The sequence below is a fragment of the Rhodococcus sp. T9N genome, from assembly GCF_024436645.1.
Taxonomy (GTDB): Bacteria; Actinomycetota; Actinomycetes; order Mycobacteriales; family Mycobacteriaceae; genus Rhodococcus_F; species Rhodococcus_F qingshengii.
In genome coordinates, this window is the sequence record NZ_JAMSKS010000010.1 from 199,977 (window position 1) to 220,618 (window position 20,642).

General features: G+C 62.0%; 20 protein-coding genes and 1 other RNA gene. 15 read left to right on the forward strand and 6 right to left on the reverse strand.

Features of this window, described 5'->3' with window-relative positions:
• The first annotated feature begins 33 nt into the window (after nucleotides 1–33).
• From ftsX to M1L53_RS18150, 3 genes are all read left to right on the forward strand, one after another.
• Nucleotides 34–939: a permease-like cell division protein FtsX gene (ftsX, locus tag M1L53_RS18140; RefSeq protein WP_003942367.1), complete on the forward strand. Its 906-nt coding sequence runs from the start codon at nucleotides 34–36 to the stop codon at nucleotides 937–939.
• Between the two features lie 76 nt (nucleotides 940–1,015).
• A complete protein-coding gene (gene smpB / locus M1L53_RS18145) occupies nucleotides 1,016–1,489 on the forward strand; it encodes an SsrA-binding protein SmpB (protein ID WP_003942330.1) in 474 nt (157 codons plus the stop codon).
• Nucleotides 1,490–1,497: 8 nt separating this feature from the next.
• Complete coding sequence (locus M1L53_RS18150; protein WP_073512801.1) at nucleotides 1,498–2,355, forward strand: DMT family transporter; 858 nt, start codon at nucleotides 1,498–1,500, stop codon at nucleotides 2,353–2,355.
• Nucleotides 2,356–2,580: 225 nt separating this feature from the next.
• Here M1L53_RS18150 and M1L53_RS18155 read toward each other — a convergent pair whose 3' ends face one another.
• From M1L53_RS18155 to M1L53_RS18165, 3 genes are all read right to left on the reverse strand, one after another.
• Nucleotides 2,581–3,459 (reverse strand): sugar phosphate isomerase/epimerase, encoded by an 879-nt coding sequence (locus M1L53_RS18155; RefSeq protein ID WP_083471183.1) that lies wholly within the window; start codon nucleotides 3,457–3,459, stop codon nucleotides 2,581–2,583.
• A 213-nt stretch (nucleotides 3,460–3,672) separates the two neighbouring features.
• Nucleotides 3,673–4,599: an aldo/keto reductase gene (locus tag M1L53_RS18160; protein WP_039973210.1), complete on the reverse strand. Its 927-nt coding sequence runs from the start codon at nucleotides 4,597–4,599 to the stop codon at nucleotides 3,673–3,675.
• A 412-nt stretch (nucleotides 4,600–5,011) separates the two neighbouring features.
• Nucleotides 5,012–5,596, reverse strand: coding sequence for a helix-turn-helix domain-containing protein (locus tag M1L53_RS18165; RefSeq protein ID WP_007731290.1), 585 nt, complete (start codon nucleotides 5,594–5,596; stop codon nucleotides 5,012–5,014).
• Nucleotides 5,597–5,661: 65 nt separating this feature from the next.
• On the opposite strand from M1L53_RS18165, the gene M1L53_RS18170 reads away from it, so the two are divergent.
• The 3 genes from M1L53_RS18170 (at nucleotide 5,662) to ssrA (ending at nucleotide 8,641) form a co-directional block, all read left to right on the forward strand.
• Nucleotides 5,662–6,609 carry an NAD(P)/FAD-dependent oxidoreductase gene (locus tag M1L53_RS18170; RefSeq protein ID WP_050655138.1) on the forward strand — a complete coding sequence of 316 codons (948 nt, stop codon included), beginning with the start codon at nucleotides 5,662–5,664 and terminating at the stop codon, nucleotides 6,607–6,609.
• A gap of 20 nt (nucleotides 6,610–6,629) precedes the next feature.
• Nucleotides 6,630–8,204, forward strand: a complete 1,575-nt coding sequence (locus M1L53_RS18175) for an SDR family oxidoreductase (RefSeq protein ID WP_261949249.1) — start codon at nucleotides 6,630–6,632, stop codon at nucleotides 8,202–8,204.
• A 66-nt stretch (nucleotides 8,205–8,270) separates the two neighbouring features.
• Nucleotides 8,271–8,641, forward strand: a transfer-messenger RNA (tmRNA) gene (ssrA, locus tag M1L53_RS18180).
• Nucleotides 8,642–8,745: 104 nt separating this feature from the next.
• On the opposite strand, the gene M1L53_RS18185 is transcribed toward ssrA, so the two are convergent.
• The 3 genes from M1L53_RS18185 to M1L53_RS18195 all read right to left on the reverse strand — a co-directional run bounded on the left by M1L53_RS18185 (nucleotide 8,746) and on the right by M1L53_RS18195 (nucleotide 12,061).
• Nucleotides 8,746–9,735 carry an alkaline phosphatase family protein gene (locus tag M1L53_RS18185; protein WP_232319030.1) on the reverse strand — a complete coding sequence of 330 codons (990 nt, stop codon included), beginning with the start codon at nucleotides 9,733–9,735 and terminating at the stop codon, nucleotides 8,746–8,748.
• Between the two features lie 92 nt (nucleotides 9,736–9,827).
• Nucleotides 9,828–11,129: an HNH endonuclease signature motif containing protein gene (locus M1L53_RS18190; RefSeq protein ID WP_054187611.1), complete on the reverse strand. Its 1,302-nt coding sequence runs from the start codon at nucleotides 11,127–11,129 to the stop codon at nucleotides 9,828–9,830.
• A gap of 110 nt (nucleotides 11,130–11,239) precedes the next feature.
• Entirely contained in the window at nucleotides 11,240–12,061 is an 822-nt protein-coding gene (locus M1L53_RS18195; RefSeq protein ID WP_083471182.1) for a GNAT family N-acetyltransferase, read from the reverse strand.
• A 53-nt stretch (nucleotides 12,062–12,114) separates the two neighbouring features.
• On the opposite strand from M1L53_RS18195, the gene M1L53_RS18200 reads away from it, so the two are divergent.
• The 9 genes from M1L53_RS18200 (at nucleotide 12,115) to pgm (ending at nucleotide 20,634) form a co-directional block, all read left to right on the forward strand.
• Nucleotides 12,115–12,747: a dienelactone hydrolase family protein gene (locus tag M1L53_RS18200; protein ID WP_054187610.1), complete on the forward strand. Its 633-nt coding sequence runs from the start codon at nucleotides 12,115–12,117 to the stop codon at nucleotides 12,745–12,747.
• Entirely contained in the window at nucleotides 12,744–14,024 is a 1,281-nt protein-coding gene (locus M1L53_RS18205) for an NAD(P)/FAD-dependent oxidoreductase (protein WP_042924499.1), read from the forward strand. Before M1L53_RS18200 ends, M1L53_RS18205 begins: the two co-directional genes overlap by 4 nt.
• The gene (locus M1L53_RS18210; protein WP_042450068.1) at nucleotides 14,015–14,758 is read left to right on the forward strand and encodes a DUF1365 domain-containing protein; all 744 of its coding nucleotides are present in this window, start codon (nucleotides 14,015–14,017) and stop codon (nucleotides 14,756–14,758) included. The genes M1L53_RS18205 and M1L53_RS18210 overlap by 10 nt, the downstream gene beginning before the upstream one ends.
• Nucleotides 14,755–16,044: a cyclopropane-fatty-acyl-phospholipid synthase family protein gene (locus tag M1L53_RS18215; protein WP_003942339.1), complete on the forward strand. Its 1,290-nt coding sequence runs from the start codon at nucleotides 14,755–14,757 to the stop codon at nucleotides 16,042–16,044. The genes M1L53_RS18210 and M1L53_RS18215 overlap by 4 nt, the downstream gene beginning before the upstream one ends.
• Nucleotides 16,041–17,357: a cyclopropane-fatty-acyl-phospholipid synthase family protein gene (locus M1L53_RS18220; protein ID WP_054187609.1), complete on the forward strand. Its 1,317-nt coding sequence runs from the start codon at nucleotides 16,041–16,043 to the stop codon at nucleotides 17,355–17,357. Before M1L53_RS18215 ends, M1L53_RS18220 begins: the two co-directional genes overlap by 4 nt.
• Entirely contained in the window at nucleotides 17,354–18,157 is an 804-nt protein-coding gene (locus M1L53_RS18225) for a DUF1295 domain-containing protein (protein WP_037130102.1), read from the forward strand. Before M1L53_RS18220 ends, M1L53_RS18225 begins: the two co-directional genes overlap by 4 nt.
• A 23-nt stretch (nucleotides 18,158–18,180) precedes the next feature.
• Nucleotides 18,181–18,558 carry a CrcB family protein gene (locus M1L53_RS18230; protein ID WP_007731302.1) on the forward strand — a complete coding sequence of 126 codons (378 nt, stop codon included), beginning with the start codon at nucleotides 18,181–18,183 and terminating at the stop codon, nucleotides 18,556–18,558.
• Complete coding sequence (gene crcB / locus M1L53_RS18235; RefSeq protein ID WP_003942344.1) at nucleotides 18,555–18,899, forward strand: fluoride efflux transporter CrcB; 345 nt, start codon at nucleotides 18,555–18,557, stop codon at nucleotides 18,897–18,899. Before M1L53_RS18230 ends, crcB begins: the two co-directional genes overlap by 4 nt.
• A 97-nt stretch (nucleotides 18,900–18,996) precedes the next feature.
• A complete protein-coding gene (gene pgm, locus M1L53_RS18240) occupies nucleotides 18,997–20,634 on the forward strand; it encodes a phosphoglucomutase (alpha-D-glucose-1,6-bisphosphate-dependent) (protein WP_054187608.1) in 1,638 nt (545 codons plus the stop codon).
• The last annotated feature ends 8 nt before the right edge of the window (nucleotides 20,635–20,642 follow it).

Consider the following 20,642-nt stretch of genomic DNA (forward strand, 5'->3'; position numbering starts at 1 on the left):
AACCGGCCTCTCGAAAAGGAATCGGATTCCCCGATGCGCGCCAGCTTTATTTTCAGCGAAGTCCTGACCGGCCTACGCCGCAACATCACGATGACCATCGCCATGATCTTGACGACGGCGATCTCCCTCGGACTCTTCGGCGGTGGTCTGCTGGTCGTGCAGATGGCAGGCAAGACCCAGCAGATCTTCCTCGAACGAGTCGAGGTGCAGATCTTCCTGACCGACGACATCTCTTCGGCCGATCCCGGTTGCGAGCAGGAGATCTGCAGTTCGTTGCGCAAGGAACTCGAGCAGACTCCGTCCGTCGTCGCGGTTCAGTACCTCAACCGCGAAGACGCCGTGAAGGACGCCACCGAGCGCGTGTTCAAGGACCAGCCCGAACTGGCAGCCCTGGTGAGCCCGGACAGCTTCCCGGCGTCGTTCAAGGTCAAGCTCAGTGACCCGGAGCGGTTCGGCGTCATCAACGACACCTTCGGTTCGAGGCCCGGCGTCGAGAGTGTGCTCAATCAGCGCGAGTTGGTGGACCGACTGTTCAGCGTGCTCGGTGGAGTGCGCAACGCAGCGTTCGCGATCGCGATCGTCCAGGCGATAGCGGCCATCCTGCTGATCGCCAACATGGTCCAGATCGCCGCGTTCACGCGTCGTACCGAGGTCAACATCATGCGGTTGGTCGGCGCGACGCGTTGGTACACCCAGCTTCCGTTCCTCCTCGAAGCCGTCGTGGCGGCCTTGATCGGTGCGGTGCTCGCCATTGCCGGGCTGTTCACGGCGAAGAACGTCTTCATCGACGGGGTCCTGTCCGACGTCTACGAAGCAAACATCGTGGCGCGGATATCCAACAGTGACGTGCTGTTCGTCTCGCCGATCCTCGTACTTGCCGGTGTCGGAATGGCCGCGGTGACGGCGTACGTGACGCTGCGTCTGTACGTCCGCGAATAATCGGTTTGCACGAGCTTCTATGCTGGAACAGCAAGAACCATTCGACAGCAAGACAGCGGACTGAGAGGCCCGGACAGTGAAGGAAAAGGGCCGCAAGGTCATTGCGACCAATCGCAAAGCACGCCACAACTACACGATCATCGACACCTACGAGGCCGGCATCGCTCTCGTCGGGACCGAGGTCAAGAGTCTGCGTGAAGGCAAGGCGTCGCTCGTCGACGCGTTCGCCACGGTGGACAACGGCGAAGTGTGGTTGCGCTCGTTGCACATTCCGGAGTACACGCAAGGCACGTGGAACAACCATTCGCCACGTCGTACCCGAAAGCTCCTGCTGCACAAGCGTGAAATCGAGCACCTCGTCGGCAAGACCCGCGAGGGAAACCAGACGCTGGTCCCGCTGTCGATGTACTTCAACGACGGCAAGGTCAAGGTCGAACTCGCACTGGCAAAAGGTAAGCAGGACTACGACAAGCGCCAGGACATGGCCAAGCGCACCGCCGAGCGCGAGGTGACCCGCGAGCTCGGTCGTCGTATCAAGGGCATGCGCTGACCTCCATCCTGCTTGCCCTCGTGGCGGCAGTTGCCTACGGAGTCAGCGACTTCGTCGGGGGAGTTGCGTCACGACGAGTTGCCGCACTGCGTGTGGTGATCGTCTCGTATCCACTCTCGCTCGTCATCGTACTGATCGCAGCACCTTTCGTATCCGGGACGCTGACGCCGAACGGTCTGATCTGGGGTGCGATCGCGGGCGTCACGAGTGGTCTGGCGGTCTGGTGGTTCTATCTCGCGCTGGCAACCGGCCCCATGTCGGTGGTCTCGCCGCTGACAGCTGTTCTGGTGGCGGGCATTCCGGTGCTCGTCGGCTTCGCTTTCGGTGAGCGGCCGGGGTTGATCGCGTACCTGGGTATTGCCGTCGCGCTGGTCGCCGTCGTCCTGGTCAGCCGCGAGTCGCCTGACGACACCGCGGGTGAGGTTGCCGGCGGAATCACCCTCCGCTTCACCAGACAAGTGGCTCTTCTGACCGTCGGAAGCGGTGGCGCATTTGCGCTCTCGTTCATCGCACTTCACCAGATCGGCGAGGGCAGCGGGCTGTGGGCGTTGGCCGTATCTCGAGGCGCCGCGACCGTCGTGGTGTGGTTGGTCGCGCTGGCGGCCGGTCACTTCGTTCTCCCACGAGGCGAGCCACTCAAGCTCGCGGTGTACGTCAGCGTCCTCGACGTCGTCGCGAACGGGACGATGATCTACGCCTTCCAAGGCGGAATGCTCTCACTGGTCAGCGTGATCGGTTCGCTGTATCCGGCTGCGACGGTTCTGCTCGCCATGGTGATGCTGGGCGAGCGGGTAAGCCGCGTGCAACAAGCGGGAATGCTGTTGGCGCTGGCGGCAGTCGGCATGATTGCCGTCGCTGGGGCGTAGTTCCTTTTCAGCGGCTGTGACCCGTACACCCATCGTAGGAACGCGCTGTTTCATTCCTCGACGAGTACCTGGGCTACTTGCACGCCGGATACCCCGATCCGACACCATCCTGTCAAAAGAGTCCCGCGTGGTTTGAACTGGTCTCCGATTGGCGGAGTGGCCAAATTGGAAACGCGGCGGCGGTGCGAGTTTGGTATCGCACCAAACTCAGGGCCTCGGAATAGCTCATGACGGCTCGACAATGCCCGCGGGCGAACCAAATTCAGTACTCCGCAGGAACATCCGAGTGGCCGCGGAAAGGTGGGCCACGGTTTCCTCCGGATCTCCGATATCAGCGGTGAACACCTCGACTCCCAACACGACGTCGGGAGCCACGACCCCCAACGCCCGCACAATCTCCGCGATCGGCGCCGTTCCCTCGCCAGGAGCCAGGCGGCCGGTCATCGGTACATAGGGATCGTGGCGGCCAGGCTGGACACGATCGCTGATCTGCAATTCGAATACCTGACCATGGGTAACCTCTGCAAGCTGGGTCGGCGTACCACCCGAGCGCAGAAAGTGCCAAGTATCGAACAGGATTCCAACGCCGGGGTGGTCGGCTCGCCGGACGATGTCCAACGCCGCACCGAGATCCGGTATTCCTGTGCCGGGGATGAACTCCAGACTGACACGAACTCCGACCTCGGCTGCGCGGTCGGCGACTTGTCGCACCGCCGACGCCAGCGCGTTTCTCTTCACTGTCGGATCACCCAAGAAATGGGCGACGTTGAGAGTGCGAGCGTGAAGCGCCTCAGCGGCTTCGAGACACTCTTCGAGATCTACCATGAGCTTGCGCCAGTGTGGAGGTACCTCATCCAGTCGAGCAGAGCCGGGTAGATAGGTCATGAGCGCATCGATCACGCCAACAGTCACACCTAGATCGTCCAGGCGCTCCCGCACTCGGGAGTCGGCACTCTTCACAATCGAATATTGCGAGGGATGAACAGTGATCTCTGGAAAGCCGCCCCTACGGGCCAACTCGGCGAGCTGTATCAAATCAGCGTGTGGGATGCATCCCCAGCAGAGGGCAGTGCCCTCGATTGGCTGCACAGCCTGGTAGGTCATCGATGGCCACTTCTCTTCGTCACTCACACACACTCGGAGGTGATGCGCTGGTCCTGTCGTTGCGACTGCCGGCGGAACGAATACGGTCGACGCGGCTTACAGGTTGGAAGTCCAACATTGGACTGCGAAAGCGAGCTACCAGTGCGCGGGCCGTTTGTTTTCTATCTGGCTGCTCAGTAGTCAAATCAGCAAAAGGAGTTGAACCGCAGACTTTCAGGGGCGCGAAGGCAGCGCCGCAAGAACGTCGTCGTCGAGCTTCCACTCCGCGGCGGCAACATTTGATCGCACTTGTTCGGGGTTCATCGCACCGATGATCACAGAGGGAACGCTCTCCTGCGCGCACAGCCACGCTATGGCGAGTTCGAGTATCGAGTGTCCGTACGCTTGTGCGAACGCTGACAGTTTCTCCACGTACTCGAAGTTCTCTTCCGTCGCCAGTGTGGCGAAGTACGGCGCACTGGCTAGTCGGCTGCCGGTCGGAAACGGCCGTCGCATCGTGTACTTACCGGTGAGCATTCCGGAAGCAAGCGGAAAGAAAGGGATGATTGACATTCCGACCTCGTGTGCGGCGGGAACAATGTCTGCCTCGATCGCGCGGTTGAGCAAATTCCATTCGACCTGGTTCGCCAATAAATGCGATGCGCCAGTACCGGTGGCGATGCCCTCGGCCTGCCTCATCTGATCCGCGGAGTAGTTCGAGCAAGCTACGTGGCGGGCTTTCCCTTTGGCTACCAGCCCATTCAACGCCTCGATGGCCTCCTCCAGTGGAGCATCGGGGTCAGGGACATGCTGGTAGTACAAGTCGATTCGGTCGGTGCTGAGTCGCCGCAAGCTTGCCTCACAGCTATCCTCGATGCTTCGTGCGAGTACTCCGGGCTTGTAATCGACCTCACGCGGGCGTGGAATCGCTTTGGTGGCGATTACCACCTGGTCTCGTTGACCTGCGAGCGCCTTGCCGAGGATTTCCTCCGAGCGTCCGTTTCCGTACATCGTCGCTGTGTCAAAGTGGGTGACGCCCTCATCGAGGGCGGTACGGACGACCTCCGTACTCCCCTCAGGGTCCAGTCGGGTACCAAAGTTGTTACACCCTAAGCCAATACGCGAGACTTGAAGATCGCGCGCGAGTTGTCGTAATTCCATGTCATTCCCCTTGTTTTCGCCACTTACGTGAATTCGTCGCCCCGCGAACTCGACGAATGATTGGACGCAAGATCAATTACCCTGCAAGAGCTCTGAGCGGTCGGCAGGCCCTGTGGGACGAACGAACATCTACATTCCATACATCGACAAGGTGGGTCCGCCGAACCACTTCATCGGAGCGATTCAAATCGTGCACGAGCCCGGACCGCAGTAGGAAGTGGTTTTTCCACTCATCGGGATTCCTCTTCTCGGTCATGATGATTCATCGGGCTAGCTATCTCGCGCGGAGACAGGCGGCGCGGTACAACAGGTGGAATTGGTTTGGCCGGATTCTCAGTCATCTCTCAACGATGTGCACCCGCTCCACCGAGTCACCCGCTTGTAGATGTCCTCGCTTCTCGGAGAATTTTCCTCAGCCGCGTCTGTCGGCCGGCGCTGCGCGTAGGTGAACCCGCTCGCCCTGTTTTCCGAAGAGGCTGATCGCCTCGGCCGGCCGTCCGTCGGCAGCACTGATGCGGTGCGGGATGTGCGTGTCGAACTCGGCGGCCTCGCCTGCCCCCATGATGAAATCCCGGTCGCCGAGTTGGAGTCGGATGCGCCCGGACAGAACGTAGACCCACTCGTAGCCCTCGTGGGATCCCGGTTCGCGATCGTCGTCGGTGGGCGAGATGATCATCTTGTAGGCCTGCAGATTGCCGGGTTGACTCGTCAACGGAATGACCGTCATACATCCGACCGTCCGAGGTTCTTCGCGCACGCGCGGATCTTTGATCTTGCTGTTCACGAGGTCGTCCAAGGGGACGCCGTGTGCCTTGGCAATCGGCAGCAGAAGCTCCAAGTTGGCTCGGCGAGTACCGGATTCGAGTCTCGACAGTGTGCTGACGCTGATGTCGGTGGTCTCCGACAAATCGGCCAGGGTCATGTCGGACTGTTGGCGCAACGCACGTAGACGAGGGCCGATGCCGGCTAGTACGGCTTCGAACGATGTTTCGGTCATGCACTCATTTTGCCAAAGTGGCAACAGCGTTTGTCAAGACTGCGTTCTCTTGTCATTCTGGATTCATGACGCAGAACTCATTCGACGTAGCAGTAATCGGAGCCGGTGCGGCAGGCCTCAACGCCGCACTCATTCTCGGTCAGGCACGCAGGTCCGTGATCGTCTTCGACAACGGATCGCCACGGAACGCGGCCGCCGACCACATGAACGGATTCCTCTCCCGTGACGGCATGAACCCCGCAGAATTGTTGACCATCGGCCGAGGTGAGGTCCGCAAATTCGGCGGCGAGTTCCACGACGGCACCGTTGTCTCCGTGACACGGGACGGCGAGAAATTCTCGGTAGAACTGGCTGACGGCAGCAAGATTCAGGTGCGCAAGGTGCTTGTTTCGACGGGTCTGACGGACCGCCTACCGGTAGAACTCGAAGTCTTCGGCGAGCGTTGGGGACGCGATGTGTTGCACTGCCCGTACTGCCACGGGTACGGCGTGCGTGATCAGCCGCTCGGCGTGATCGCCAGGAGCGCGGAATTTGCGATGCACCAGGCGCTCATGGTTCGCCAGTGGTCCGATGACGTGGTTCTCTTCCTTCATCGCATCACCGAACTGAGTTCCGAAGATCGGGAAAAGCTTGCGGCTCGCGGTATTTCGATCGTCGAGGGTGAGGTTGCCGGTCCCGTCGTCGAGGATGATCGGTTGGTGGGCGTGCGGTTGGCCGACGGCAGTGTGGTCGCGCGTTCGGCGGTCTTTGTCGGTGGCGCCCTCACGATGGACCCCAACGATGCGATCTTGCGCGCATTCGGTGCGCAGCGCGCCGAGACGATGATGGGCGATTTCGTCACAGTCGACATGATGGGGGCCACAAGCGTGCCCGGCGTGTTCGCTGCGGGCAATGTCGTGGACCCGGGTGCCCAGGTCATCATGGCCGCAGCCGCCGGGGCGAAGGCCGGAGCGGGGATCAACATGATGTTGACCAACGACGACCTCGAGGTTGCACTCGCGCTTCGCAGTTGAATTGTGCGTAGCGTGGGGTGATGGACGCAGTGAGAGTGTTGATCACGGGTGCGACCGGATACATCGGCGGACGTCTTGCCCCTCGCCTGGTCGAAGAGGGTCATCGAGTTCGAGTGGTGGTGCGCAGCCCGGAGAAACTACGCGATGTTCCCTGGCACGATTCGGTGGAGATCAAGCGCGGGGATCTGACCGACAGTGCCACCCTCTCAGGTGTTTTCGACGATATCGACGTGGTCTACTACCTCGTTCACGCCATGGGTGGGGGAGGGTCGTTCTCGGATATCGACAAGCGAAGCGCGGAGAACGTCGCCGCCGCTGCCCGCGATGCGGGGGTGCGACGGATCGTCTACCTGGGCGGGCTTCATCCCTCCGACCGAGAGTTGTCGACTCACTTGCAGTCCCGGCTCGAAGTCGGTCGGATCCTGCTCGACTCCGAGGTTCCGGCGGTTGTGTTCCAAGCTGGAGTGGTGATCGGATCGGGTTCGGCGTCCTTCGAAATGGTGCGCCACTTGACCAATCGGCTTCCGGTGATGACCACACCCAAGTGGGTGCACAACAACATTCAGCCGATCGCGGTGCGTGACGTACTCCACTATTTGATTGCAGCCGCGGCGACGACGCCGGAGGTCAACCGCGCCTTCGACATCGGTGGGCCGGATGTCATGCAGTACGGCGAAATGATGAACACCTACGCCGACGTCGCTGGATTGGTACGCCGACGCATCCTCGTCCTGCCCGTCCTCACCCCGCGTCTGGCAGGTCACTGGGTGGGATTGGTCACGCCGATCCCACGAGGTCTGGCGATGCCCCTGATCGAATCCCTGCAGAACGACGCGGTGATGCACAATCACGACATCGACAGCTTCATCCCGCCTCCCGCCGAGGGCCTCACGCCGTATCGAGAAGCGGTGCGACTGGCACTTCGAAAGATCGACACCGGTGAGGTGGAGACGGCGTGGTCCGGTGCAACGATTGCGGGCGCTCCATCCGATCCTCTTCCATCCGACCCGGATTGGGCCGGCGAAGCGGTCTACGTCGATCATCGCGAACGTGACTGCGCGGCGGATCCGAAAACCCTCTGGTCGGTGGTCGAGTCGATCGGCGGCGAGAACGGTTGGTATTCATTCCCTTTGGCGTGGGCCATTCGGGGGCGGATGGACCGCGCGGTCGGTGGTGTCGGACTGCGCCGGGGCAGGCGGGATCCACGCCGGCTCAACACGGGCGAAGCCCTGGACTTTTGGAGGGTCGAAGAAATCGATCGAGGCAAGTTGCTCCGATTGCGCGCCGAGATGAAGGTCCCGGGCGGAGCATGGTTGGAGTTGCGAGTATCAGAAGGCCCAGCCGGTGCCGACGGACGGCCGGTGGGTTCCCACCTCGATCAACGCGCGGTCTTCTTCCCTCGCGGGCTCGCAGGACGGGCGTACTGGTATTCGATCCTTCCTTTCCACGGAGTTGTCTTCCAGGGGATGATCACCAACATCACCGGTGCCGCCGAGCGTGAGATGGCTGCAGTGCAGGAAACGGGTGCAGTGCAGGAAGCGGGTGCAGTGCAGGAAACGGCTGGGGCGAAGGACACGGAAAGTGCCGCCGATTAATTGGTATGACTTCCGAACTTCGGCGCGTTATAGTGAATAGCCCCACGAAAGACGCGGGGCACACACGGGGCTGAACGGTTTCGACTGCGTGTGTTGAGTTAGGGGAAGCGTGTCGGTGCAGGCAAGAGACCACCGTAAGCGTCGCTGCAAACCTATAAGCGCCGATTCCAATCAGCGCGACTACGCTCTCGCTGCCTAAGTAGCGAAGCGTGTCTGTCAGCCCGGGGTTGCCCTCGACCCGGTTCCTGGCATCAGCTAGAGGGCTTTACTGTTCGGCTCGGTCACGGAGTCGAATGGGACATCAAACAGTGACTGGGATCGTCATCCTGGCTTGTTCGCGAGACTGGGAGATCCAAGTAGAGACTTAGCGAACTGCACACGGAGAAGCCCTAGCGATTCAACGTAGGACCCGGGTTCAATTCCCGGCAGCTCCACAACAGGTCGGGCCGGAGAGCACACGCTCTCCGGCCCGACCTTTTTGCTGCCTTTTTGCTGCTGTCTTGCTGCGGCACTCTGCTGTGTGGCCCGGGCCTTCTTGCGATCAGGAGCCGAAGAATCCCAGGTCGACCGAGCCGACGAAGCCGGGAGCTTCCTTGGCCAGCGGCTTGCCGTCCAGATCGGCAGGCAATGCAACGCCCAGGCTCTGGAGGATTGTCGGGGTGATGTCAGCGATCGTGTACGAGTCTGTGTTCTGACCGGCCGCGTATCCCGAGCCGCGTGCTATGACGAATGTCGTTGCTTCCGCGGGTGTCTGACCGCCGTGCCCACCGGCGGGCTTGTGCCCGTGATCCGCAGTGACCAGTACGGTCCACTTCTCACCGGTCTTTGCTGCGCGCTGATCGACGGCATCGACAATCTTGCCCACCTGAGCATCGACCGAGGCGATGGACTCTTCGTACGCAGCGCCGTTGGTGCCGCCGCTATGTCCCGCGCCGTCCACCTGATCGAGTTGGGTGAAGATCAGGTCAGGTCCCTTGTCTGTGATGTCGCGGGCGACGGCGTCTGCCGTCGCAGCGTCGGTGGCCGCTCCGGAACCTGCATCGGCCGTGGTGACGACAACATCGGCTTTCGGTGTCCCACTGGAGGCGATGTTGTCGATGCCGCCCCAGGTGGAGATCGATTCGGTGAGGAGGGAGGGCTTTGCTGTTTCCAGCCGGGTGAAGACGCTCGGGTAGAGGTCGAAGCGGGCGCCCGCGTACGTGTTGTCCTTGACTCCGTGCTTGGTATCCCAGACTCCGGTCAGGATGGTCGACCACGACGGTCCGGAGATGGTGGTGTGGCCGAGGATGGAAGATTCTCCGCTGGTTCCTTCGGCGATCAGCTTCTGGAGACGGGGAGCGTCGGCGGTCTTGATGTGGCTGAGCATAGTGCCGTCGAGGCCTATGACAACTGTCTTCTCGGCGGCCGACGGATTGAGGTCGGATGATCCGGGAATTGCTGCAGCGGTTGCAGTTCCGGCTGCTACCGCGCCGGCGAGGAGGAGTGTGATAGCGGCTGAGGTGCGTGCGATTTTCTTGGTCACGCTAAGCATCTTGCGATAGGACTAGACCAATTGCACTACCTGGATGTGAGGGTTGTCCTGTTGTTCACGGCAGATTCAGATTGGACTAGACCAATGTTTCCTCAGGCGGCCCAACCGTCGAGGATGACGCTGACCGCGTGATCGAGGTGAAGGGGCTCGCCGTCCCATCTTGGGATGATCGCGTCGTCGGGTATGTCTCCGCGCAGTAGGCCATCAGCGAATCCCTCGGTCGGTGGTGCTGGGTCGATGACGTCACCATTGGCGTAAAGGAACTCGAACTTCTGCTCGCCGAGAGCAGTGATCGTGAACTGGCCGTCATGCAGCGCGCGGTGGCAGGTGCCGCACAGCATGATCAGATTGTCCAAGTCCGTATTTCCGCCGCGTCCCCAGAATTTCACGTGATGTGCGTGTAAGAAGCGAGTCCGCCCGCAACCCGGTGTGCGGCAACATCCGTCGCGGTAATTCAATGCCAGCATTTGTTTGGCGCTGACGACGCGGGTCCTTCGGCCCAGATTCAAAACGCATCCCTCCTTTGTCGTTCCCAGGCGAAGTTTCGCGTTGCAGAGCACTTCCTCGGCGGCACTTTGGGGGAGCGCGGGTCCACTCGGTACACGGACGGTGTTCGCTTCGTGGAAGAACACAACTTCGTTCGCGGCGGCCTTGGACGTGCGGTCTGTGACTGCGGCGGTGGCGAGCTCTGCCATCGCGACGAGTCCTGGTCCGATATTTCCGGCCGGGTTCTTTGTGGCCTTCTCGTCGACAGGGCGGATGGCAGCGGTTCGGGTGCGTTCACGTTCCGCCGCCGCCAATGCTGCGAGGATTCGGGCGCCGTCCTGCGCGGGCAGGCGTCCTTTGATGACAAACTCGCCCGTATCCGAGTCCCAATGCCAGCGGACCTGAAGATGTTCGGGCGCTTTGCTTTTGCCAGATTCATTGTCGGTTGCATTACGCAGACCTGCGGCGAGACGATCGATCTGGGCTGCGGGCGCCTCGCATCCGAACCGAACCATCTGCTGTTCGTTTGACGGCGTGGTGACCCGGGTGAGTGCGCGAACCTTCGAGTAGGACAGCCGGCCTTGCTCGAAGGCCTTCCGCATCTCGGGCAAAGGTCGGAGCGCTTTGGCGACGCGAACATATTCCCTGCCGGTGTGCAGGCTCATTCCACATTTCCACGACAGCCAGTGGGCGCACGAATGAAGTCCAGGGCCGGTCCAGCCGCGGTCTTCGTCGAATTTTGACAGGAGGGTAAGGAATCGAGCCGTGGCCGCGGCGATCTGGCCGGCGAGAGCGCAGATTTCGGAGCCGAGTTGCTCTACGTCGCTTCGGGTGGAACCCTGCGTTTCTTCATTGATCAGTGCTGCGGTATCGGTCAGTTCTGCGGTATCGGTCAGTGCTGCGTTCATCGTTGCCCCCCGGCGCGTGTCCGACAATGTTTCGAATGTACGTTCGATAGTAGATGCCAGTACCGACACACATCCGTGGATGAGGACGGAAAGCGTCCCCGCGGGGACGTCTAACCGCTGCCGATCGAGTACTCGGCGTAGGTACCGACATCCTCGAAGCCGACGTTTCGATAGAGCTGTGCGCCGTCGCTGGACGCCTGAAGTACAGCGGTTCGGGCACCTCGCTCGCGGGCGATGTCGAGTGCGGCAAGGGTGACCGCCGAGCCGAATCCGCGTCGGCGCGCCGTTTCGAGTGTGACGACCCCATACAGTCCGGCGACGTCGGCGGCAAAATGGACCTCGGCTCCGGCGACAGGCTGGGAGTTCGCGTATCCCACGACAAACGAACTCCGCGAGCGCTCATCGAGGATGTCATCGGCGGTGTCTTCGAAGAAACGTATTACTGCGGTTGAGGGCGGCGACCAATTGGCGGCCATCACGGCGGCGTAGTCGGCGAGCTGCGAACGAGTCGTCACTCGCTGAACGCACAGTTCTGAGACAGGCGTTGGGCGTGGGACGACGTCCAAGTCTGCCGTCATCGCTCTTTCTTCCTCGGAGCGCACGCAGCCGAGGGCTGACAAGCGAGCGCCGAGGTTAGAGGGCTTGTCGCGCGGACCTGTCCACCAGGAGAACGGACGACCGGTTGCTCGAAGCCACGCGAGTACGTCGAGTAGTCGTCGGTCTTCTTCCGGGCCTTCAGCAGCAGGTACAGCGAAGCGCGCACCAGCGATGATGTTGAAAGTGTCGTCGGTGAGGCCGCTGTCTGCGACGACAACATCTGCAGAGACCGTGACCGATCCCGTCGGCAAGTGTTCATGCAGGTGGCAGGCATGGGATACCAAGTTGGCGTCCATGGCGTCGAGGACATCGCCGACGAGTGCTTCACGATTCACAAAAGAAATTCTACGAACCCCATCCAAATGGTTTTCGGCTCCGAATGCCGTGTATGACGCCCAACCGACGGCAACAGCAGGACGGTGACCAGCACCTGGTGGTGCTAGTGCTGCCTGGAGGAAAGGTATCGAGCCATCGCCCGGCTCGCGCCTGGCATCTGTCCAACCTTCGGATGTGCCCGTTCACCGCTCAGCTTCGCCTCTCCGGTGTCAAAGCGGTGCAGGCTCGCTATCGAGTTCGAGGTTGGAACGGTGCCGAGCGCAGTCCGGTCGTGGACGCCCGCGCCGCACTCGACGCGATAACGAAACGTAATTCACAAGCTCAGGTGATCCTGCTGGGGCACTCGATGGGCGGACGGGTCGCCGCCGAACTATGTGGCGATCCGGCGGTGGTCGGTGTGGTCGCGCTGGCGCCGTGGTGGCCCGATGGAACGTCGGTGAATCTGCGTTCGGACACACCACTGTCAGTCCTTCACGGCACGGCTGACTCCTGGACCGATCCGGAGGTGTCGCGGCGAAAGGTCGACGAACTGCAGGCGTCGGGTAAGAGCGCTGAATGGATCGGCATCGACGGCGCAGGCCACTTCATGCTCCGTCGGGCGGCGACTTGGCATCGCCTCGTCGCGGATGCAATCGCAGGAATGAGTCGCGGGGTAGCCGCAACAAAGATGGGAGAACGACGATGAGTTCCGACAAGCGCAAGGTGGCCGTCGTCGGTAGTGGTGTCGCAGGTCTGACAGCGGCGTGGGTGCTCAGTAAGGACAGTGACGTCACCCTCTACGAAGCGGATTCACGGCTCGGCGGGCACGCGGACACCCATTCGGTCACCGACCCGGAAGGGCGAAGCCTCGCCATCGACACGGGGTTCATCGTCCACAACGATCGCACCTATCCGACATTGTTGCGATTGTTCGCAGAACTCGATGTGCCTACGCAGGAATCCGATATGAGCATGTCGGTCAGGTGTGGGGGGTGCGGGCTCGAGTACTCGGGAGGCCAAGGGTTGCGCGGCGTTCTCCCGACGCCGGGGCTGCTGGTGAACGGCAGTTTTCTGTCGATGTTGATGGAGGTCAAGCGCTTCCATCGCCGTGCCCGCGCATTGCTCGACAACACGGATCCGTCGGCACCTGACCAGACGCTGGGAGTGTTTCTGCGCAGCGGCCGGTTCTCCGACTACTTCACCGCTCATTTCATGACTCCGCTCGTGTCGGCAGTCTGGTCGTGTGATCCCGGCTCGGCCCTGAAATATCCCGCGCGGTACCTGTTCTCGTTCCTCGATCACCACGGAATGCTGAGCGTCACTGGATCGCCCACCTGGCGAACAGTCACCGGTGGATCGGGCGAATACGTTCGTCTCGTCGCCAAAAGTATCGGGGATATCCGCCTCAACACGCCGGTGCGCGCAATCCACCGGTTCGATGATCGCGTCGACATTCGTGACGGCGACGACCAGATCCAGACCTTCGACGCAGCCGTGGTCGCAACGCATCCGCAGCAAGCGCTGAAGATTTTGGCGGATCCGACGCCTGTCGAATCCCAGGTCCTCGGCGCAATGCCGTACTCCGTCAACCACACCCAGCTTCACACCGACGAGAATGTGCTGCCCGGCAACACCAATGCGCGCGCGTCGTGGAACTACTACATCCCTGAATGCAACGCGAAGCCGGATCACGTTCTGGTCAGCTACGACATGACGAGGTTGCAGCGGCTCCCGGAGACCGGCCGGCGCTACCTGGTGACCTTGGGGGGAGGCGAAATGGTGTCCCCGGACTCGGTGATCGATCAGATGACCTACGAGCATCCGCAGTACACACCCACCTCCGTCGCCGCTCAAGCGCGGCTTCCCGAGTTGGACTCGGACGTGCTCGCGTTTGCCGGTGCGTACCACGGATGGGGCTTCCACGAGGACGGTGCACTCTCTGGCCTGCGCGCCGCCGAACGCGTCGGAGGTCGGTGGCCGTGACCGCACCCATCACGCCGTCCATCGTTCATACGAGCATTCGGCACGTTCGAACGGAGCCGTTGCACAACGAGTTCGAGTACCGAAGCTACAGTTGGCTCGTCGACGTCGACGATTTGCCCGAGCTTCCGAAGGCTTTGCGGCCCTTGGCGAAGTTCGACGCCGGGGATCACCTCGGCGACCCCACTCGATCGATTCGTGCCAACGTCGAGACTTTTCTGGCAACCAACGGATTGGAGTTCGCCGGCGGTCGCATCCTCATGCTTGCGAACGCGCGTGTGTTCGGCCATGTGTTCAACCCGCTGAGTGTGTTCTGGTGTCTGAACGACGACGGCAGTCAGCGGTGCGTCGTTGCCGAGGTTCACAACACCTACGGCGAGCGGCACTGCTACCTGCTCGAAACCGACGAACGTGGCGCGGTTCGCACGTCCAAAGAGTTCTACGTATCTCCGTTCAACGATCTGGACGGCGAGTACCGGATGCGACTTCCGCTACCCGACACCGCGCTCGCGCTCTCGATAGTTCTGGCCCGTGACGGCAAGGCGCCCTTCGTGGCCACGGTGTCCGGTCGTTGTGTGCCGGCGACGACGCGCGAGATCGTGCGCAGTGCGCTCGCCATCCCGCTGGCTCCGCTCCGAGTCGCCGCGCAGATCAGATTTCAAGGAATCCGGCTGTGGGCCAGGCGCTTACCCATCGTTCCCCGACCGCAACATCACCCGCAGGAGGCAGTGCAATGACCACAACCACTCTCGGCACCGAACCTTCCGCTCACACGATCGAAACCGAGCGGTGGCCGGGCGTCGCCACCGTGCCGAGCGGGCTCAAAGTGCGGGTTGCATCACCGGTTGCCCGCGCCCTGTTCCACAAGGCGGTCGCACGTTTGCCGCTGCGTGTCCAGATGCCCAACGGTGAGTTCTCCGGTGGCGGTAGCCCCGATTCGCCGTTGATGGTCATTCACCGCCCAGACGACTTCGCTGCTCGTGTGGGGGACAGTGGTTTGATCGGATTCGGCGAGTCTTACATGGCGGGCGATTGGGAAGCATCCGACCTCACTGCGGTCCTGGAAGTCTTCGCCTCCCGCGTGGCGACGCTCATTCCCGACTTCCTGCAGCGGCTACGAGGCCTCTACATTCCGAAGCAGCCTCGCAGTGAACGGAATTCGACGCAGAACACGCGCTCGAACATCTCCCGGCACTACGACCTCTCGAACGAGATGTTCGAACTGTTCCTCGACGACACCATGACGTATTCCAGTGCACTCTTCGAGGATCTGTCGGTAGGGGCGACCCCATCGTGGGACGTGCTCGCAGCGGCGCAGCATCGGAAGATCGATCGACTGCTGGATGGCGCAGGTGTCGGACCCGGTTCGCGAGTGCTCGAAATCGGCACAGGCTGGGGAGAATTGGCGATCCGAGCTGCCCAACGGGGAGCGACGGTGCGCTCGGTGACACTTTCGGTCGAACAGCAGGAATTGGCAGCGAAGCGGATAAGCGCTGCGGGACTGGCAGATCGCGTTCAGGTCGACCTTCTCGACTATCGGCAGGTACAGGGGGAGTACGACGCCGTTGTGTCGGTCGAGATGATCGAGGCCGTCGGCCACCAGTACTGGGGAAGCTACTTCCAGACGATCGACGCCCTGCTGGCGCCGGGTGGGCGCGCGGCGATCCAAGCCATCACGATGCCGCACGATCGAATGCTCGCGACCCGCAACACCTACACCTGGGTGCACAAGTACATCTTCCCCGGCGGATTTCTCCCGTCGGTGCGGGCGATCGAGGACGTCACCGAGCGCATGACAACCCTGCGGGTGCGTGAGCGGATGTCGATGGGCGATCACTACGCGCAGACGTTGCGACTGTGGGACGAGCGATTCAGCGCTCGCACCGACGAGGCGTCCGCGCTCGGGTTCGACGCAGTGTTCGCGCGCATGTGGCATTTCTATCTCTGCTACTCCGAGGCGGGGTTTCGGTCGGGGTATCTCGACGTCCAGCAAATTGTTCTCGATCGGAGGAACCAGCGATGACTGCCACAATGGATCGAACGACACAAGGTACCGGCGTTGCGGGTCGTCTCTCGGACATCCTCAGTCCACTTGTCGGCGGCGAACTTCCGGTGCGGTTGACTGCATGGGACGGCAGCACGGCAGGTCCGGAAGATGCTCCGAAAGTGACGCTCTACAGCCCGAACGTTTTGCGACGCTTGCTCTGGAATCCCGGCGAGTTGGGGGCTGCGCAGGCATATGTTCTCGGTGAACTCGACGTCGAGGGCGATCTAGGCGATGCACTCACACACGTGTGGAAGGTGTCTGCCGAGCGGGGGCTCGGGTCGATTACCCCGACACCCTCGCTTGTCCTGGCCGTGGTCAAGGCTGCGCGATCCTTCGGTGCTTTCGGGAGACCTTTGGCTCCGCCGGCGTCGCAGGCTCAGGTGAAGGGGCGCCTGCACAGCCTCGCCCGCGACCGCGAGGCGATCGGGCACCACTACGATTTGTCGAACGATTTCTACCAATTGATCCTCGATGAGAACATGGCGTACTCCTCGGGCTATTGGACTTCCGATGCACCGGACTACACGCTCGAAGACTCACAGACAGACAAGCTGGACCTGGTGTGCCGCAAGGTCGGTCTCGATCGAGCGCGAGGCTTGCGGTTTCTCGATGTCGGCTGTGGTTGGGGCTCGTTGAGCCTGCATGCAGCGCGGGAGTACGGTGCCAGGGTTGTCGGAATCACGATCTCGGCGGAGCAGAAGGCTTTTGTCGACGCGAAGGTCCGCGCGCTCGGTTTGGAAGACTGGGTCGAGATTCGCCTCCAAGATTATCGAGAGATTCCAGACGGTCCCTTCGATGCGGTCGCTTCCATCGAGATGGGTGAGCATGTCGGTGAGGACAACTATCCGACCTACGTGAAAGCGCTCCACGACAATGTTATTGCCGGTGGCCGTGTGCTGATTCAGCAGATGTCCCGCACTGGCCCGCACCCCGGGGGAGGTCCGTTCATCGAGTCGTTCATCGCGCCGGACATGTACATGCGGCCCGTCGGTCGCACTGTTGCGATGATCGAGGAAGGTGGACTCGAAGTGCGGGACGTCCACGCCCTGCGTGAGCACTACGTGCGGACCGTCGACGCGTGGATCGAGACCTTCGAATCGAACTGGGATCGCGTCGTGGAACTCGTAGGTGTCGAAGTCGCTCGGGTGTGGCGTCTCTACCTCGTCGGCGGAGGAATGGCATTTCGGGACGGCAGGATGGGCGTCGATCAGATTCTGTCGGTCCGGCCGCACGGTGATGGTCGATCGGGTATGGAACCGGTACGGCCGCAGTGGGTGTCGCGGCGATGAACGGATTCGACTGGGGCGCGTTCGGAGTGGTCACACTCACGAGTCTGCTGGCGATCGCCGTCGGAATGGCGGTGACAGCCACGATCGGTGTACGGATCGGGCGCCACAACGTTGTCGACGTGTCGTGGGGCGCCGGCTTCGTTCTGATCGCGCTCGTGTCCGCGATAGTGGGAACCGGCGACCTCTGGCGCCGGTTGCTGATGCTTGCGCTCGTGGCGATCTGGGGTCTGCGGTTGGCGACGCACATGGCGATTCGATCGCGTGGCAAAGGTGAAGACCCGCGGTACGAAGAAATGCTCGGACGAGCGACGGGTAATCGAACGCTGTATGCGATCCGCAAGATCTATCTCACGCAGGGGATTTCGTTGTGGTTCGTCTCCCTGCCGATCCAGGTCGCAGCAGTGTCGAACGGCAGCTTCGGACTTCTTGTCGTACTCGGAATCGCGCTGTGGATTGTCGGCGTCACGTTCGAGACGGTCGGCGACCGACAGATGGAGGAGTTCAAATCCGATCCGGGCAGCCGTGGCCACATCATGGATCAAGGTTTGTGGGCATGGACGCGGCATCCCAACTATTTCGGCGACGCGTGTGTCTGGTGGGGGATCTTCCTCGTCTCGGCGTCCGTGTGGCCGGGGGTGTTGACCGTCCTCTCACCGATCGCCATGACGTACTTCCTGGTCTTCGCCACCGGAGCGCGGTTGCTCGAGCGACACATGGAACAGCGTCCGGGCTATCGCGAGTATCAGCAGCGGACAAGTTACTTCATTCCTCGCCCGCCGAAAGCCCGCTCCGGGACGTAGGCTCTTTCGGGTGAGGCCAGAGCATGGGTGATCTGAAACTGCCGGCTGCGGTATGCGCGGTTGCCGTCGGCGGAGGGTTGGGCGCGCTCAGCCGCTACGGTCTGGGGGAGCTCTTTCCCCACATCTGGACGACGCTGGTCATCAACGTCGTCGGCTCGTTCGTTCTCGGTGTTCTCGCGGCCCTGCTCGTGCACAACAAGGTTGGGTACCTCTTTCTCGGCACAGGCTTCTGCGGCGGCTTCACCACCTTCTCGTCCTTCGCGGTTCACGCCGTGACGGAGAGTCCGTGGCGATCGATTCTCTATGTTCTCGGGACGTTGATTCCCGCGATCCTCGCTGCAGCACTGGGCAAAGGGCTCGGTGAACGCTGGATCCGCGCGCGGGACGGAGCGTCGGCATGACAGTTCTCCTGGTGGCGCTCGGCGGCGGCGCTGGTGCGAGTGGCCGGTACCTGTTGGCGCGGTATGTGCCCGCGTACAAGGGATTTCCGGCTGCGACGTTCGCCGCGAACGTGATCGGCTGCTTCCTCCTTGGATTGTTCACCGGGGCAGCTCTTTCCACCGAGATGGCCGCACTTCTGGCGACCGGCTTCTGCGGCGGCTTGTCCACCTATTCGACCTTCGCGACCGAGAACGTCGGGATGATCGAGAGGCGCCAGACGGCGCTTTCTCTGATCTACATCGTCCTCAGTCTGATCGTGGGACTGTCCGCTGCGTGGTTGGGAATCCAGATCACGGATTGACGGATCCGGCGCCGAGCGTGCACGCCACGCGGCCAGGGTAGACAATTGTCCACAGTCGCGTCGACACAGTGGTCGACCACCGGGCCGAGGGGGATTCGTGGCGCACGAACGAGCAGGACAAGTGGCTCTGCCAGAGGATCTGATCAATGTTCCTCATCTGGTCACCGCGTATTACACGCGCACTCCGGATCCCGAGAACCCGATGCAGCAGGTACTTTTCGGCACTTCAGGACATCGCGGTTCCAGTCTCGACTCGGCGTTCAACGAAGCTCATATCCTGGCGACAACCCAGGCGATCGTCGAGTACCGCGCTGCGCAGGGAATCGACGGCCCGCTGTTCATCGGCCGGGACACACATGCGCTCTCGGAGCCTGCCTGGCTGTCGGCCTTGGAGGTCCTGGTCGCCAACGACGTCGTCGTCCTCGTCGATTCACGCGACGCCTACACTCCTACCCCAGCTGTCAGTCACGCGATCTTGCGATACAACTCGACGGGTCCGGAGGCCAAGGCCGACGGCATCGTCGTGACACCGTCACACAATCCGCCGCGTGACGGTGGCTTCAAATACAACCCGCCGCACGGCGGGCCCGCGGACACGGATGCGACGTCGGTTATCGCCGATCGAGCGAACGAGCTACTGCGCAAGGGGCTTTCCGGGGTACGGCGTGTGACGGCGGCACAAGCGCTGGACCGCGTCGAACGCTACGACTTCCTCCGCTACTACGTCGAAGACCTCCCCAGTGTCCTCAACCTCGACGCGATCCGCGATGCCGGAATCACGATCGGTGCAGACCCCCTCGGCGGGGCAAGCGTCGACTACTGGGGCGCGATTGCCGAAACTCACCGACTCGACCTCGAAGTGGTGAATCCTCTCGTCGATCCGACCTGGCGGTTCATGACGCTCGATACGGACGGCAAGATCCGCATGGACTGCTCGTCGCCCGACGCGATGGCGTCGCTGATCGGGATTCGGGATCGCTACGACATCGCGACCGGAAACGATGCGGACTCCGACCGCCACGGCATCGTCACTCCCGACGGCGGTTTGATGAACCCGAATCACTATCTGGCCGTTGCCATCGAGTACCTGTTCGCGAACCGGCCAGGTTGGGGCGCAGATACCAAGGTCGGCAAGACCCTCGTGAGTTCCTCGATGATCGACCGTGTCGTGAGCAGCCTGGGCCGCGATTTGCTCGAGGTTCCGGTCGGGTTCAAGTGGTTCGTTCCCGGATTGCTCGACGGGTCTGTGGGATTCGGCGGCGAGGAAAGCGCCGGCGCGTCCTTCCTCCGACACGACGGTTCCGTCTGGACGACGGACAAGGACGGCATCATCCTTGCGTTGCTCGCGTCGGAAATCACCGCGGTGACGGGAAAGTCTCCGTCAGCGCACTACGCCGCGTTGGCCGAGAAGTTCGGGAGCCCGGCGTACGCACGGATCGATGCGCTCGCGACACGCGCACAGAAGGCAGTCTTGGCAAAATTGTCTCCCGACCAGGTGAGTGCGACCGAGCTGGCGGGTGAACCGATCACCGCGACACTGACTGCCGCGCCCGGAAACGGCGCGGCGATCGGTGGTCTCAAGGTGACGACGGAGAACGCGTGGTTTGCAGCGAGGCCGTCCGGCACGGAGGACGTGTACAAGATCTATGCCGAGTCGATGAAGGGAGCCGATCATCTGGCTCAGGTTCAGGCAGCGGCCAAGGACTTGGTGTCCGGCGTCTTGAAGGCGAACTAGCCCGCGGA

Coding starts and splice junctions, on each gene's coding strand:
- ftsX (WP_003942367.1), top strand. CDS start 34: ATGCGCGCCAGCTTTATTTTCAGCGAAGTCCTGACCGGCCTACGCCGC.
- M1L53_RS18155 (WP_083471183.1), bottom strand. CDS start 3,459: ATGACCTACCAGGCTGTGCAGCCAATCGAGGGCACTGCCCTCTGCTGG.
- M1L53_RS18160 (WP_039973210.1), bottom strand. CDS start 4,599: ATGGAATTACGACAACTCGCGCGCGATCTTCAAGTCTCGCGTATTGGC.
- M1L53_RS18165 (WP_007731290.1), bottom strand. CDS start 5,596: ATGACCGAAACATCGTTCGAAGCCGTACTAGCCGGCATCGGCCCTCGT.
- M1L53_RS18170 (WP_050655138.1), top strand. CDS start 5,662: ATGACGCAGAACTCATTCGACGTAGCAGTAATCGGAGCCGGTGCGGCA.
- M1L53_RS18175 (WP_261949249.1), top strand. CDS start 6,630: ATGGACGCAGTGAGAGTGTTGATCACGGGTGCGACCGGATACATCGGC.
- M1L53_RS18185 (WP_232319030.1), bottom strand. CDS start 9,735: ATGCTTAGCGTGACCAAGAAAATCGCACGCACCTCAGCCGCTATCACA.
- M1L53_RS18190 (WP_054187611.1), bottom strand. CDS start 11,129: ATGAACGCAGCACTGACCGATACCGCAGAACTGACCGATACCGCAGCA.
- M1L53_RS18200 (WP_054187610.1), top strand. CDS start 12,115: ATGACGCCCAACCGACGGCAACAGCAGGACGGTGACCAGCACCTGGTG.
- M1L53_RS18205 (WP_042924499.1), top strand. CDS start 12,744: ATGAGTTCCGACAAGCGCAAGGTGGCCGTCGTCGGTAGTGGTGTCGCA.
- M1L53_RS18215 (WP_003942339.1), top strand. CDS start 14,755: ATGACCACAACCACTCTCGGCACCGAACCTTCCGCTCACACGATCGAA.
- M1L53_RS18220 (WP_054187609.1), top strand. CDS start 16,041: ATGACTGCCACAATGGATCGAACGACACAAGGTACCGGCGTTGCGGGT.
- M1L53_RS18225 (WP_037130102.1), top strand. CDS start 17,354: ATGAACGGATTCGACTGGGGCGCGTTCGGAGTGGTCACACTCACGAGT.
- M1L53_RS18230 (WP_007731302.1), top strand. CDS start 18,181: ATGGGTGATCTGAAACTGCCGGCTGCGGTATGCGCGGTTGCCGTCGGC.
- crcB (WP_003942344.1), top strand. CDS start 18,555: ATGACAGTTCTCCTGGTGGCGCTCGGCGGCGGCGCTGGTGCGAGTGGC.